The organism is Chelativorans alearensis (assembly GCF_010993735.1).
Taxonomy (GTDB): domain Bacteria; phylum Pseudomonadota; class Alphaproteobacteria; order Rhizobiales; family Rhizobiaceae; genus Chelativorans; species Chelativorans alearense.
In genome coordinates this window covers 344,615-359,277 of the sequence record NZ_WQNI01000013.1, presented here as the reverse complement: position 1 = coordinate 359,277, position 14,663 = coordinate 344,615, and the positions used below count along the sequence as shown (strand labels likewise).

The window sequence follows — 14,663 nt, the reverse complement described above, 5'->3', positions numbered from 1 at the left end:
GTCCGGCCAAGGAGTTGGAGAGCCGACAAGCGAAATTGAGAATGCTTTCCATTTTAGCGAATAGGCTAAGCCTTCCTCCACGATACTCCCGGTAACCCCCGCCGAGTTCGGCAGGCCATGTGAAGAAATATCCAATTATTAAGGTGTGCGGCGGTATTGCATGCATCGGACGATGTTGGGGGCAGAGGTTTGTGCGGCTTTGGTGGATATTTCGGCTCCGGCGTAGCGCCGGCTGAGGCGAAGCCGCTGCTTGAGCGGATGGCCTCTGCCGTTGCGCACCGCGGTCCCGACGAAAGCGGTGTGGCCGCTTTCGCGAACGCGGGCCTTTGTCACACGCGTCTGTCGATCGTCGGCCTCTCGGATGGCCAGCAGCCCATGTCCATCGGGCACGGTCGGCTGTCCATCGCCTTTAACGGAGAAATCTTCAACTACGTCGAGTTGCGTGAGGCGCTCCGCTCGCGCGGCAGGGTCCTCCACACCTCCAGCGACACCGAAGTCATCCTGCATCTTTACGACGAGAAGGGGCCAGACTGCCTCGCCGATCTCAATGGAGATTTCGCCTTCGCCATCTGGGATGCGCAGCGCCGGCGCATGTTCCTTGCCCGCGACCGGATGGGCGTGCGCCCGCTGTTCTACACGACCGTCCGAAACACGCTCTTCTTCGCATCGGAGGCGAAGGCGCTTTTGCACGTGCCAGGTGTCGAAGCGGAAATGGATCCGGTCGCACTCGACCAGATTTTCACTCTATGGGCACCCATTGCATCGCGCACCCCCTTCAAGGATATCCATGAGCTCGAACCGGCAAGCATGATGATTGTCGAACAAGACAAGCAAACGGTAAGGCCTTATTGGTCACTTGCCTTTCCCGATCATGGTTCGCGCAGCCGCCACACGGACGAGAACGCTGCGGCCGCGGAGTTACGCGCGCTGCTTGCGGACGCCACGCGTCTGCGCATGCGGGCCGATGTACCGGTGGGCTCCTACCTTTCGGGCGGTCTCGATTCCTCGATTGTCTCTGCGCTGGCGGCGGGCATGACGTCGGAGGTGCTGCGTACCTTTTCGGTCGCCTTCGACAGCGAGGAGCATGACGAGAGCGCCTTTCAGAAGGAGATGGCCGCCGCCCTCGGGACGATGCACAGTTCCGTCCAGTGCCGGGATGACGACATCGCCGCCGTCTTCCCCGAGGTTGTCCGCTTTGCGGAGCGGCCGATCCTGCGGACCGCGCCCGCGCCGCTTTTCAAGCTCTCCGCCCTCGTTCGCGAGAAGGGCCTGAAAGTCGTGCTGACGGGCGAGGGGGCGGATGAGGTGTTCGCCGGTTACGACCTTTTCAAGGAGGCGCGGGTGCGCCGCTTCTGCGCGCGCCAGCCGGGCTCGCGCATCCGGCCCCACCTCTTCCGCAAGCTCTACCCCTACCTGCCGGGCCTCAAGCAGCAGTCGGCGGAATATCTGGCCGCCTTCTTCGGTGCAGGCGCGGATTCGCCAGACGATCCTCTGTTCTCCCACAATCCCCGGTTTCGGGCGACCGGGGCGGCAAAGCTGTTCTTCTCCGCGGATCTGCGTGAGACCCTTTCCGGCTACGACGCGGCGGAGGAATTGGCATCGCGGCTGCCGGCGGAGTTCGGCCGCTGGCATCCGCTGCACCAGGCGCAGTATCTGGAATCGCGATTCCTCCTGCCGGGCTACATTCTTTCGAGCCAGGGCGATCGCATGGCGATGGCGCACGGCATCGAGGGGCGCTTTCCCTTCCTCGACCACCGATTGGTCGAATTTGCCGCAACACTTCCGCCGGAGATGAAGCTGAAGCGGCTGGTCGAAAAGCATATCTTGCGCGAGGCGAGCAAAAGCCTCCTGCCGGAAACGATCCTACGGCGGACCAAGCAGCCTTACCGCGCGCCCGACAGCCAGTCTTTCAGGGGGGCAGGCGAGAAGGATTACGTCCGCGAGGCCATGAGCGCGGAGAAGCTTGCCGCCGGCGGCCTCTTCAATCCGGCCTCCGTGTCAAAGCTCTTCGCGAAAAGCCGCCAGCAGCCGCTCACCGGCTTTCGCGACAACGCCGCCTTCGTCGGCATTCTTTCGTCTCAGCTCTGGCTTGAGACATTCACGGGTTCGCACTTCCGGGCCTCGGAGGCCGCGTAAGCTTGTAAGGAGATGGGAATGACGAACAACATCAAGGACAGCGTGCATGCGTTCATCGTCGAGAATTTCTTGTTTGGTGACACGTCCTTCGCACTCGAAGAAGACGCATCGCTCATCGAGAACGACATCATCGATTCCACCGGCGTGCTGGAGCTCGTCGCTTTCATCGAAGAGCAGTTCGGGCTGACCATGGCCGATGCTGACATCGTTCCAGCGAATCTCGATTCGCTCGACCGGATCGTTGCTTTCGTCAGCGCCAGAGTGGGCGCGGAGGCGTCTCTGTCCGCATGAGCGGGGAGGCTGGAGATCCGGTATGCGTGTCGAAGAGTTCCTGAAACGCAGCGCCTTGGCCGATGGAGCCAAGACGGCTCTGATCTGCGGCTCCCGGCGGCTTTCCTATAACGAGTTGGATGCGCTGTCCGACCGGTTGGCGGCAGCGTTGGCGTCGAGCGGCGTGCGCCGCAACGACCGCGTCCTGGTCTTCATGGACAATTCCTGGGAGGCGGCGGTCTCCATCTTCGCCGTGCTGAAAGCCGGTGCCACCTTCAGCCCGATCAACGCTTCCACCAAGGCCGAGAAACTTGCCTATGTGGCAGGGGATTGCGAGGCTGCGGCGGTGCTGACGCAGGCCAAGCTCCTGCCGGTCGCCGCCGAGGCGCGCGCGCTTTGCGGCCGACCGTTCGTTCTCGTCTCCACGCAGAGGCCCGGGGAGGCAGTGCCGGAAGGCCCCCTCTCCTTCGCAGAGGCCCTGACGACCCAGCCCGTTCCCGCCTCGCATGGCGGCATCGATGTCGATCTTGCCATGCTCATCTATACCTCCGGCTCGACCGGCCGCCCCAAGGGCGTGATGATGACGCACCGCAACGTGGAGGCGGCCGCCACATCCATTACCACCTACCTGCGCAACACGCGGGAAGACATCATCCTGAACGCCCTGCCGCTCGCCTTCGACTACGGGCTCTATCAGCTCCTGATGTCGGTCAAGCTCGGCGCCACACTGGTGCTGGAGAAGTCCTTCGCTTTCCCTCAGGCGATCTTCGAACTGATGCGCAAGGAAAAGGTGACCGGCTTTCCGCTGGTCCCCACCATGGCAGCGATGATCCTGCAGATGCGCGACCTCCAGCCCGGTTTCCTGCCGAGCCTGCGCTACTTTTCCAACACCGCCGCCGCCCTGCCGCCGCCTCATATCGCCCGGCTGCGCGAGCTGTGCCCGGGTGTCGAGCTCTATTCCATGTACGGGCTCACCGAATGCAAGCGTTGCACCTATCTGCCGCCGGAGGAGCTTGACCACCGGCCGGACTCGGTCGGCATCGCGATCCCGAATACCGAAGCTTTCGTGGTGGGCGAGGACGGCAGGCCCGTCCCCTCCGGAACGGTGGGGGAATTGGTGATCCGTGGCCCACACGTCATGCAGGGCTACTGGCGCAACGAGGAGGCGACGGCCAGGATGCTGCGGCCGGGCCTCAATCCGTGGGAGAAGGTGCTCTACACCGGAGACCTCTTCCGCACCGACGCCGACGGCTTCCTCTATTTCGTCGGCCGCAAGGACGACATCATCAAGACGCGCGGCGAGAAGGTGGCACCCAAGGAAGTGGAGGCGGTCCTTCACGCCCATCCGTCGATCGCCGAAGCCGTGGTGACGGGGGTGGCCGATCCGGTGCTGGGCCATGCCATCGCAGCAATGGTCGTCTCGACCGACCCGGCACTTTCCGAGCGCGACGTCATCCGCCATTGCACCCGCCATCTGGAAGACTTCATGGTCCCGAAACTCGTGCGGTTCGTCAGCGAGCTGCCGAAGACGGACACGGGCAAGGTCAGCCGCAGGCTTGCGGCCGAAACGATAGAGCCAGCCGAATGACACACCATTCCGTTCAAGACGCCGCCGCTTCCTTTTCGTCCACAGCGCTCGCCGTCGATCCTGCCGCCGAGACGGAGCGGATCGTAGCCGCGCTCAGGGCCCAGCTGCGCTCGCTGCGCAAGCGCGGCCTCGTGCTGGGCGTGTCGGGGGGCGTAGATTCGAGCGTGTGCACCGCGCTTGCGGTCCGGGCGGCGGGCGCAAAGAACGTTCTCTGCGTCTTCATGCCGGAAAACGATTCCGATCCGGAGAGCCTGTCGCTCGGCCGGCAGGTCGCCCGTACCTTCGGCGTCGATGACAGCATTGTGGAGGATATCGGCCCGAGCCTTCAGGCGATGGGCTGCTACGAGCGGCGCGACAGTTTCATTCGCCAGCTCGTTCCCAACTACGGCCCCGGCTGGGCGTCGAAGATCGTCATCGCCAACGCGCTGGAAGGGGACGGCTACAACATCTCCTTCCTGGTGGTGCAGGATCCCGAAGGAAGGCAGACGAAGCTGCGGATGACGCCGGAGGTCTATCTGGGGATCGTGGCCGCGACAAACATGAAGCAGCGCACCCGCAAACAGATCGAATACTACCACGCCGACAGGCTGAACTTCGCTGTCATCGGCACGCCCAACCGGCTCGAATACGACCAGGGCTTCTTCGTCAAGAACGGCGATGGAGCTGCCGACGTGAAGCCGATCGCCCATCTCTACAAGTCGCAGGTCTATGAGCTTGCCGCATATCTTGGCGTGCCGGAAGAGATCCGACGTAGGCCACCGACGACGGATACCTACTCGCTACAGCAGACACAGGAGGAGTTCTACTTCTCGCTCCCCTACGACCGGATGGACCTGTGCCTTTACGGCCTCAACCATGGCATGCCGGCATCCGCCGTTGCGGCAGCGGCGGCGCTCACCGAGGAACAGGTCCAGCGTGTGTGGGCCGATATCGCGACCAAGCGCAAGGCGACCCGCTATCTCCACCTCGGGCCTCAACTGGTCGAGACCGTAGCTGAAATCGCCTGAAGAGACTTGGCGTCAATCGAACCGGCCACCGATCAGCCGGCTCCAATGTTCGCCGGCAATGCCGTTTAGGAACCCTTTGCCCTCTTGGAGTCCATGGACGATCCCGGCATCGCGCGCATGCACGACGGTCGAGGCTAGATGCGTGAAGGCGACGCGTCGTCCGAGCATGGCTTCCAGGAGGGCCGGCTGGGTGCGGCCGCGCAGGCCGGCGAGACCCTGCTCGGCGGCGTGGGCGAACATGGCGTCGATCACGGCGTCCGCCTGGCCGGGAAGGGCAAGCAGCTGCAGCACGCGGCCGATCCGGCCCGGTCCGCCGTGATAGAAAAAGCCGCCAATCGTCCTGCCCGTTCGCGAAATGACTTTGCAGAACCTGGCAGGCCCGTATTCCTCCTTGCTTTGCGCGTCGGCCAGGACTTGCTTAAGCTGCCCCGGCGCCCATTCCGGCCGGAGGGAGAAGTGGGCGGTGAATGGCGCAACCAGTTCGGCGAAGTTGTCCCTGGTGATTTCAACCGCGCTGCGGGCGCCCGCACCCTTCCAGTTTTCCGGGATGCCGGACCACCGCAAGGCATCCGTCGTCATGCGTCGGCGAGCGAGCGTGTCCATCATGCTCGCCAGCGGCGACAGCGTCCGCAGGGCACGGACCTTCCCGGAAGCCGCTTGCGCGAGGAAGGAAAAGGGCCGGATCACGCGGACCCAGTCGAGACTGTATTGCGGCAGCTGCACGCCGCGCAGCCGCGTCCACATATTTGCCGACACCTCGCTCGCCGTCTCGCTGAAGGAGACGTCCTGCGGTCCGGCGAGGAATGCTTTCAGCAGCCGCGCGCCCGCCATGGGGTCGCTCTCGCGATCTTCCACCATAAGCGAGCCGCAGACGGCCGCGCGCAGTGGCCGGCCTTCAAACGACATTGGCAGCGTCGTCACGCCGATGAAGCCTGAAATGCTGCCATCCTCCCTCAGGTGCACGAGCGAGGCGATCTCAGGGTCGTGCCCCGGAAATTCCAGGTAAAGCCGCCGCAGATAGACGGCGAGCGCTTCGGGCGGGCGCCGGTGTCGATCCCTGAAGATACGCTGAAAGAGCCCGGTGACGGCCGGGATGTCGTTCTCCCTTAGTGGCCGAACGGCTGTCATTGCTCATGCTTCTTGCGTGCGATTGCGACACGCGGCGTGCCAGCGGCGTCCAAGGCAAAGCGGACCGGCTCGTAGAAACCGGCCCGCGCGAGGAGGATCTTGACCTGGCGGTCTTGCCCTTCACCGAATTCGAAAGCGAGCCATCCGCCGGGCTTGAGAAAGGCCGCGGCTTCGCGCACGAGGCGCTGGTGTATCGAGAGACCATAAGGCCCCCCATCGAAGGCCTCCCTCGGCTCGTCCTCGAGCAGAGCGGAGCGGTCGCCTTCCAGGCGAAGGGTCGAGATATAGGGAGGGTTGCAAACAACGAGATCGGCCCTCCCCTCCAGTCCCTCATTCTGGAGCCCGGAGAAAAGGTCGCCCTGCATAACCTTGACAGCGCCGGCGAGGCCGCAGCGCTCCACATTTCGTCTGGCAAGAGCCACCGTGTCGTCGGTAAGGTCGGATGCCCAGACCCTTGCCGTCGGGACCGCCGCAGCGATGGCCAGCGCCAAGTTGCCCGAGCCGCAGCACATGTCGATCACGATGGCTTCACCGGGTACCTCCCGCAGCAGTGCAACCGTGCTGCGGCCCAGAAGCTCCGTCTCTTCACGCGGCACCAGAACGCCGGGAGCCGTCTCCAACTCGATGCCCATGAAACGCACCGACCGTGCCAACGGCGGCCTTTCTCCAGGATTTGCTTCGATCACTTCTTGCTTCGCCATCCCGCGCCCCTCTTCAAATCGAACTTCGATATAGTCGACACAGGTAAATGGAGCTTGAAGCGGATTGCGAAGCTTCTGGACGGCGCGTTAACCGCAAGATCATTCCCGCCGCGTATTAAGGCCCGAAGTGGGATAGAACGATAACCGGCGACCCGGTCACTCCTTCGCCGGAGGACGGCGCGCGGCAGGGCTTGGAATTTGATGTTCAGGGGCAAGCACATCACAGGCGACTTCAGGTCCCTCCTTGCGACACTCATCACCTACGTAGCGTCGAGCGGCAGCCTTCTCATCAGCTCCGCCGCACAGTTGGTGACGTTCGCAATCCTCGCCCGATGGCTTGGCGTCGATGAGTTCAGCCTGTTCGTGGCGATCACCGCCATCTGCAGCGTCGCGCTGCATCTGTGCGGGCTCGGCGCCATGGAAACTCTGGTACGGCGGGTGGCGCGAGACCCTTCCACCTATCCCGTCATGCTTGGCCATAATCTTATCCTGACGGGCATCAGCGGAGTGATCCTGGTGGCTGCAGGGGCGGTCGTGCTCCCCTTCCTGTTCAAGCTTTCAGACAATCCGGTCCTCAATCTCCTTTTCATCGTGGCCATGCTGATCACGAATATCGTGCTCGTCCGGCTGATTGTGCTGACGGAGCAGATATTCATCGGACGCAGCGAGTTCGGCACGGCCAACATGGTGGTCGTCGGCTTCGCGGTTGCAAGGACAGTGGCCGCTGTATTGGCCTGCGTCATACTTGGTGTGTCGACGACGGGAGAATGGGCGGTCTGGCAGTTCGTCTGCCATGTCCTGGTCGCGCTCGTGTGCTTTCGCCTGCTCATGCGGCTGGGTCGGCCCGAATTCAGGATCGTGCGGGAGGAGATCATGAACGGGATCTACTTCAGCGTTCCCTTCATCCTCCGGGCCGCCCGTCAGAACGTCGATCTTCTGGTCCTGAGCCTCGTTTCGACCGCCGAGATCGTGTCGAGCTACAGCGTAGCCCGCAGGATGCTGGAAAGCAGCTATCTCTCTGTCGAGGCGCTCAACCGGCTCATCTATCCCGGCTCGGCAAGAGCCAGCGCGGAGGGACTGCACCACATGGCCGAGCGGGTCAAAAAGGTTCTTGCCGCCGCGACTGTGATCTCCGTCGCCGCCGCCATTGCCGTGTTCATCATCGCGCCGCTCTTGCCTTATCTGTTCGGTCACGACTACGTTTCGCTCGTCTCCTTCGTGCGCCAGATGTGCTGGATCGTCATATTGCTTGCGATCTGGTCGGTTGCGGTGGAGGCGCTGGGCGCATCCGGCAATCACGCCTATCGCGGCACCGTGATGGCGCTCGGCAGTCTCTTCGGCGCTGTCTTGACTGCCTGGGCCAGCTGGTATGCACCGCCGACAGGCACGATCGTTTCCCTCTATGTCGTCGAGTTCGCAATGGTGGTGGCGTCGTGGCTCGTCCTCGTGCACGTCATCCGCAAGAGCAAGGGTTCGGCGGCCGAAGCAAGTCTTCTGAGGGAGGCACGGCCATGAAGCCCATCGAGATGCATGATATCGGCGTCATGGTCGCGCCAGACAGCAAGGACATGGCGGCTGATCCGATCGCCGCACGGCGGCGGGGACGCGTGCGCCCGATGGAGAGAGGCGACATCGCCGCCGTCGCCAAGCTGTTCAACTGCATCTTCAGGAAAAACGAGGCGGAGGGAAGCCAGGAGCTCAACCGCTATCTGGAAACGGTAACCTTCTCCAGCCCCCTCTACACGCCGGAAAACGGAAGTATCGTCCATGAGAATGCCGAAGGGGAGATCGACAGTGCCGTCCTGTCCGTTCCCATGCAGTTGCGGGTGGGTGAAGGAACGCTCACGGCAAGGCTCCTTTGCGCCTTCATGGCAAAAGGCAAGTCCGGCGCCCTAGGCGCGGCCCATCTGGCGAGAACGTTTCGGGCAAAGCACCAGGATTTCTGCTTCTCCGACAATGCCTCGCCGCGCAGCGCCGATCACTGGGAAGCTGGCGGCGGGAACATATTGCCTATACAGAGCCTGGAGTGGCGGCGTGTCTTCCGCCCGTTCACGAGCTCTCTCCAGCGGCTCTTCGTCGCCGTTCCGGCTTTGCGGAAGCTCCCGTTGCGTATCGTTGCCCTCCCGCTCGACCGGTTGGCACGGTGGCTGTTGCCCTCCTTCAAGCCGGCAGCCGCCCCCGGATATCGCGTGGAACCGGCAGGTTACGAGGAGTTCAGGGAATACGCGGACACCGTGCTCAAGCGTTTTTACCTGCGGCCCGCATGGTCGGCCGGAGAATTCTCCTGGCTTATCGGGTTGGCGAGGCAGAACATCACCTGCGGTACGCTGAGCTGCCGCAAGGTTCTCGACCCGAAGGGCGAGACGGCGGGCTTCGTGCTCTATTTCGGCGAAGCAAACGGCATCGCCCGCGTGCTCAACCTCATTTGCCCGCAAGGAAGGGAGCAGGAGGTTGTCGAGCAGGTGTGCGCCTTTTTCGATGCCGAAGGGTATTGCGATGCAAGGGGCATGGCCCAGCCCTTCCTCATGAAGGCGATTATGCGGCAGCGACAACTCACATTCAGGCACTCGGGCTATTTCTGCATGGTCAGCCGCCATTCCGAGATTGTGGACGCGGCCCTCTCTGGCGACATGTACATCGGCGGGCTTGCATCGGAAAGCTGGAGCAATCTGCTCGTCGCGTTCTGAGAAGCGGGGGCCGCGAAGGCACGACCACTTCCCGCGGATTAAGACATGTTAAACCATAACGCTATAGGGTCCCGCGACGTACCGAGGCCGCGATGTCGGGCTGAGCAGCGATGCGGATGAGACTGACATGTATGAAGTAGCTGAACCGCGTCGCGAACCCGCCAAGCCGGCCCGGAACCGAGCCGAAAACCTCCATGCGCGGGGCTCACTTCTCAACCTGCTTTCCACCCCGCCCGCGACGGAGGAAGCAGAACCTGCCGCTGCACCGGCGCGAGAGGCGGAACCGGCCCTTGCACCGGCACCACCCGTGCGCGGGAACGTGGCCGATTATCTGGAAAAGCTGCGCGGGATCTCCCCGGACGACGTTCTCTTCTGGCTCGACCGCGGAAAGGTCCTGATCGTTTCCTTGGTGCTTCTTTGCGTGGCGGCGGCTTTCGCCTACGCCATCACCGCATCGCCGCGCTACACGGTCTATACCGATATCGTGGTGGACCCGGCCAATCTGCAGGTGGTCACCGACGACGTGTTCGCCAACAATCCGCAGCGCGACACGCAACTGCTTGAGGTAGAAAGCAAGCTGAGGGTCCTCACCTCGCGCAATGTGCTGAACCGCGTCATCAGCGATCTGAACCTCACCGAAGACCCCGAGTTCGTGAAACCTGACTGGCTGGCCCCCCTGAAGCGGCTGATCTCCAGCGGACCCACTTCCGAAGATCGGCAACTGGCGGTGTTGCGCGCGCTTTCGGAGCGCGTGGAAGCGCGCAGGGAGGAGCGCTCCTACGTGGTCGTCCTAAGCGTGTGGACGGAAGACCCGATGAAGTCGGTCGCCCTTTCCGACGCCATCGTCGACGCCTTCGAGACCGAGGTGTTCGAAACTGCGGCCGGGAGTGCGGGGCGCGTGGCTGCAAGCATCAGCGAGCGGCTGGATGAGCTGCGCGCCAACGTCACCGAGGCGGAGGCCCGCGTGGAGGCGTTCAAGCGCGAAAGTGGGTTGCAGTCAAACGACGGCGAACTCGTCAGCATGCGCCTTTCCGGCGAACTGAACGATCAGGTGCTCGAAGCCCAGGAACGTCAAATCCAGCTCGAAATGCGCTACCGCCAATTGCGGCAGGCGCTTGAAGAGCAGCGCACTACCGCCTCCTCTGTATTCCAGTCGGAAACGCTCATCGATCTGCGCGCGCAGCATGACCGTCTGCAGCAACAGTTGGGGGCGCTCGCGCTGGTCTACCTCGACAGGCATCCACGCCTGCAGGCGATCAGGACCGAGATTTCCTCCGTGCAGCGTGCGATCTCGGCCGAAGCACAGCGCATCGTCGAAGCCGCGAGAATCGACGCCGAGCAGGCTCGCACGGTAGCCGAGGAGTTGCGCCTGAAGACGCGGGATGAAGAGGCGAAGGTCTTCGTTGACAGCAGCGCTCAGGTGGCCTTGCGCGAACTGGAGCGCGATGCCCGGGCGAAGGCCGCACTCTACGAGACCTACCTCTCGCGCAGTCAGCAGATAACGGAGCGTCAGCAGATCGACACCAGCAATATCCGGGTGATTTCGCGCGCCGTGCCGCCCAAATCACGAAGCTGGCCGCCTCGCACGATGATACTGCTTGCAGCCGGCGCTTTCGCAGGGCTCGTGCTGGGCCTCTTCGCCGCCCTGACGCTCGGCTTGTTCGGATATCTTCGCGAGTCGCAAAGCCGCGCCGTGTGAAGGAGCGCCTGTGATGCAGTCGGCGCAACTGACGGCCGTCGATCTGCCGGTGGGCGGGCTTCAGACGGCGGCACGCACGGTGCTGTTCATGGCGCTGTTCTTCTTCCTCTGGATCTCGCTGAACCCGTTCGTGGACTTGACGGGCGAGGCGGCTCTCGACCCTTCTGCGGGCAATTCGAACCGCCTCAACCAGCTTGTCTTCCTCGGGCTGTTCAGCGTCATCCTGCTTTTCGGAATGCTGCATCCGCTGCGCGGCGCGGTATTCCAGCCGCTTGCGCTGCTGGTGCCGCTTTTCTGCTGGATCCTGTTCGTCTCCATGATCTCCAGCCACCCGATGCTGGGCGTCAAGGGCGTCGTGCTGGCAGTCCTCGTCACTGTGAATGCGAGCATTTACCTGCTCATTCCAGCGTCGGAGCGCCACTTCGCCAAAATGATCGCGTTCGGCACAATGGCGGTGCTGGCGCTCTCCTATTTCGGGATCATCTTCAAGCCGACGCTCGCCATTCACCAGGCGTCCGAACTGCGTGAACCGATGAACGCCGGATTGTGGCGCGGGCATTTCCCGCACAAAAACAGCGCCGCCGCGGCAATGGTCGTCTCCACCTTCTTCGGCCTCTTCGTCATGCGCGCGTGGTCGCGCGTCGGAGGTGCCGTCATTACGGTGCTGGCGGCGTTCTTCCTGTTCAATACGGGGGGCAAGACATCCAGTGCGATGCTGCCGGCGATCATCGTCCTTGCGTGGGCATTCGAGCGGTTCCGCTTCCTGCGGGTGCCCATCGCCGTCGGAGGCATCGCCCTGTTCAACCTGCTGGCCGTCGGCTCGGCGGTCATCGAGCCCTTTGGCGAATTGCTCACGAAACTCGGCATCGACGCAACCTTTACCAACCGCGCCGATATCTGGCGGTTCGCCTTTTCGGCAATTGCCGATAGCCCCATCCTGGGGCACGGGTTCAAGGCGTTCTGGCAGACCGAGGAGCTGGTCTACAGCGGCGGCACGATAGAAACCTGGGCCGTGGCCGCCGCCAACGGGCACAACTCCTACCTCGACATCACCCTCATGACGGGGGTGCCGGGGCTCGTGCTGACGCTGATTTGGATCGTTTTCCTCCCCCTTCGCGACATTTCGCGCATAAAGCCGGAGGAACAGCGTTCGCCCTTGACCCGGCTCTACACACGCATCTGGCTCTACACTCTGTTCAACGCCGGTCTCGAAAGCCTATTTTACGAGGGGGGAAACCCGCTCTGGTTCACCTTTTTACTGGCGCTTTATGGATTCCGTTACCAATCTTCTGCCCAAATCGTCCATTCGCCGAGAAGACTAGTGGGGTAGGGGTGTGTGGGGTCTTGCGAGGAAAGCCGATGAACTGATCGACCGCGCCGTCAATCGTCTCGTCTGGAGGACGGCGGAGGAGGAGCGGGAGGTGCTGACGGACGTGCCCCTGGTCACCTTCACGTTCGACGACGTGCCGGAGACGGCCTTGACCAACGGCGCGGCAATCTTGGAGCGGCATGGTGCCCGGGGCACCTTCTATGTGGCCGGCGGCATCGCCTCGCGCGTGGAACGCGATCGCACGCTGATATCGAGAGAGGGCTGCCGCGAGCTCTCGACGCGCGGGCACGAGATCGGTTGCCACACCTTCGCGCATCGCAAGGTCCGCTCCCTGGGCGCCGGCCTGGAGGCGGACCTGGAAAAAAACGCTGCCTACCTGTCGGCGGCCGGGGTCGAGCCGCCGATCCGCAATTTCGCGTTTCCCTACAACGCAGCCTGGCCCTTGGCGAGACCGGCGCTTCGCGCGCGTTATCTCACGTGCAGGGGAGCGGGCGAGGCCATCAACCGCGGCAAGGTCGATCATCTCATGCTCAAGGCCGTGGAGATTCGGCAGCCCGAGGCCTATGCCCGCTCGGCGACCCGGTGGGTGGACGACGTGGCGGCAACGCCTGGATGGCTGATCTTCTTCACGCACGACATCGCCGATACGCCGACCCGGTTCGGCTGCACGCCGGGGACATTCGAGCATCTGGTCGCCTATGCAGCGAAGAACTGCAGGATCGTGACGACAGGCGAAGCTGTCGCGCTGCTCGGCTGGGAGGGGGCAAGCCGATGACCATGGATGCACCGCGGCTGCTTGCCATCAACAATTACTTCTACCGGCGGGGAGGGGCCGAGGCGGTCTTCTTCGATCACATGGCGCTATTTGCCGAGATCGGCTGGGATGTCGTACCTTTCGCCATGCAGCACGACGGGAACGAGCCCTCCGCGTGGTCCGACTACTTCATCTCCGAGATCGAGTACGGCAACCAGCACGGCGCGCTGACCAAGGCAATGCACGCCGCCAAGGTCATCTATTCGCTGGAAGCCCAGCGCAAGCTTTCAAGGCTGATCGAAGCCGCGCCGCCAACGATCGCACATGCGCACAATGTCTATCACCACCTCTCGCCGGCCATCTTCTCGACCCTGAAGGCAGCCAGTGTCCCCGTCGTGATGACCGCGCATGACCTGAAGCTTGGTTGCCCTGCCTATAAGATGCTGAGCCGGGGCGTCGTGTGCGAGAAGTGCAAGGGAGGGCGCGTCCACAACGTGATCCTGAACCGCTGCGTGAAGGATTCGTTTGCCGTGAGCGGCATCGTGTTCGTCGAGACGATGGTGCACCGGCTGCTCGGGCTCTATCGCGACAAGGTCGACCGCTTCGTCGTTCCAAGCCGCTTCTACCGCGAGAAGCTCATCGAGTGGGGCTGGCCGGCCGAGAAGCTCGTCTATATCCCGAATTTCGTCGACGCATCGCATCTGAGGACGGATTGGGCGGAGCGGGACCATTTCGTCTACGCTGGAAGGCTGGCGCCGGAAAAGGGTATTGCCACGCTCATTCGCGCCGCGGCCGTGTCTAGGCAGACGCTCGTCATCGCCGGCACGGGGCCGGAAGAGGCGGCGTTGCGCGCTCTGGCTCGCGATACTGGCGCCGACGTCTCCTTTGCCGGCTATGTATCTGGTGAAGACCTCCACGGCTTGATCGGCGGGGCGAAGGCTCTGGTCCTTCCTTCCGAATGGTACGAGAACGCGCCGATCAGCATTCTGGAAGCGTACGCGCTCGGAAGGCCGGTCATCGGCTCCGCCATCGGCGGCATTCCGGAGATGATCAAGGAGGGTGAGACGGGCTACGCGGCTGAAGCCGGATCGCCCGAAAGCCTCGCGCATGCCATGCTCACCGTGGCATCCCTGTCGGCTGCCGACCGCGCCGCGATGGGAATGCGCGGCAGAGAGTGGGTCTTGGCCGAGTTTTCGGCAACGCGCTACCGGCAGCGCATGCTCGACCTTTATGCCGCCCTTGTTTCGTCCGACATAGGCGATATGCGGCGGCACGGAACTTAGTTCCGAGATTGTGACCAATTCATCGATTTCATGGAACCAGAACTGGTTTGGGGTCCGGTTCACGCTTCTTTTAGAGATCG

At 63.1% G+C, this 14,663-nt stretch carries 12 protein-coding genes; 10 read left to right on the top strand and 2 right to left on the bottom strand.

Annotated elements, in window-relative coordinates:
• Window positions 1–189: 189 nt before the first annotated feature.
• Genes asnB through nadE form a run of 4 tightly spaced genes read left to right on the top strand, consistent with a single transcriptional unit; the run spans window position 190 to window position 5,001 of the window.
• A complete protein-coding gene (gene asnB, locus GPJ75_RS20490) occupies window positions 190–2,136 on the top strand; it encodes an asparagine synthase (glutamine-hydrolyzing) (RefSeq protein WP_163270761.1) in 1,947 nt (648 codons plus the stop codon).
• Between the two features lie 18 nt (window positions 2,137–2,154).
• A complete protein-coding gene (locus tag GPJ75_RS20485) occupies window positions 2,155–2,427 on the top strand; it encodes an acyl carrier protein (RefSeq protein ID WP_163270759.1) in 273 nt (90 codons plus the stop codon).
• Window positions 2,428–2,449: 22 nt separating this feature from the next.
• On the top strand, window positions 2,450–3,994 hold the full coding sequence (locus tag GPJ75_RS20480; RefSeq protein WP_163270756.1) for a class I adenylate-forming enzyme family protein: 1,545 nt from the start codon (window positions 2,450–2,452) through the stop codon (window positions 3,992–3,994).
• Window positions 3,991–5,001 (top strand): NAD(+) synthase, encoded by a 1,011-nt coding sequence (nadE, locus tag GPJ75_RS20475; RefSeq protein ID WP_163270754.1) that lies wholly within the window; start codon window positions 3,991–3,993, stop codon window positions 4,999–5,001. The genes GPJ75_RS20480 and nadE overlap by 4 nt, the downstream gene beginning before the upstream one ends.
• Window positions 5,002–5,013: 12 nt before the next feature.
• Here nadE and GPJ75_RS20470 read toward each other — a convergent pair whose 3' ends face one another.
• Complete coding sequence (locus tag GPJ75_RS20470) at window positions 5,014–6,129, bottom strand: hypothetical protein (protein ID WP_163270752.1); 1,116 nt, start codon at window positions 6,127–6,129, stop codon at window positions 5,014–5,016.
• Window positions 6,126–6,830: a N5-glutamine methyltransferase family protein gene (locus tag GPJ75_RS20465; protein ID WP_163270750.1), complete on the bottom strand. Its 705-nt coding sequence runs from the start codon at window positions 6,828–6,830 to the stop codon at window positions 6,126–6,128. The genes GPJ75_RS20470 and GPJ75_RS20465 overlap by 4 nt, the downstream gene beginning before the upstream one ends.
• A gap of 201 nt (window positions 6,831–7,031) precedes the next feature.
• Between GPJ75_RS20465 and GPJ75_RS20460 the strand changes: the two genes are divergently transcribed.
• The 6 genes from GPJ75_RS20460 to GPJ75_RS20435 all read left to right on the top strand — a co-directional run bounded on the left by GPJ75_RS20460 (window position 7,032) and on the right by GPJ75_RS20435 (window position 14,583).
• The gene (locus GPJ75_RS20460) at window positions 7,032–8,345 is read left to right on the top strand and encodes a lipopolysaccharide biosynthesis protein (RefSeq protein ID WP_163270748.1); all 1,314 of its coding nucleotides are present in this window, start codon (window positions 7,032–7,034) and stop codon (window positions 8,343–8,345) included.
• A gap of 53 nt (window positions 8,346–8,398) precedes the next feature.
• Window positions 8,399–9,517 carry a GNAT family N-acetyltransferase gene (locus GPJ75_RS20455; protein ID WP_425483176.1) on the top strand — a complete coding sequence of 373 codons (1,119 nt, stop codon included), beginning with the start codon at window positions 8,399–8,401 and terminating at the stop codon, window positions 9,515–9,517.
• A 127-nt stretch (window positions 9,518–9,644) separates the two neighbouring features.
• The gene (locus GPJ75_RS20450; protein ID WP_163270746.1) at window positions 9,645–11,216 is read left to right on the top strand and encodes a GumC family protein; all 1,572 of its coding nucleotides are present in this window, start codon (window positions 9,645–9,647) and stop codon (window positions 11,214–11,216) included.
• 13 nt (window positions 11,217–11,229) lie between these two features.
• Window positions 11,230–12,546, top strand: coding sequence for an O-antigen ligase family protein (locus GPJ75_RS20445; RefSeq protein ID WP_163270744.1), 1,317 nt, complete (start codon window positions 11,230–11,232; stop codon window positions 12,544–12,546).
• Window positions 12,547–12,550: 4 nt separating this feature from the next.
• The gene (locus tag GPJ75_RS20440; RefSeq protein WP_163270742.1) at window positions 12,551–13,321 is read left to right on the top strand and encodes a polysaccharide deacetylase family protein; all 771 of its coding nucleotides are present in this window, start codon (window positions 12,551–12,553) and stop codon (window positions 13,319–13,321) included.
• Window positions 13,322–13,323: 2 nt separating this feature from the next.
• Entirely contained in the window at window positions 13,324–14,583 is a 1,260-nt protein-coding gene (locus GPJ75_RS20435) for a glycosyltransferase family 4 protein (RefSeq protein ID WP_163270910.1), read from the top strand.
• The last annotated feature ends 80 nt before the right edge of the window (window positions 14,584–14,663 follow it).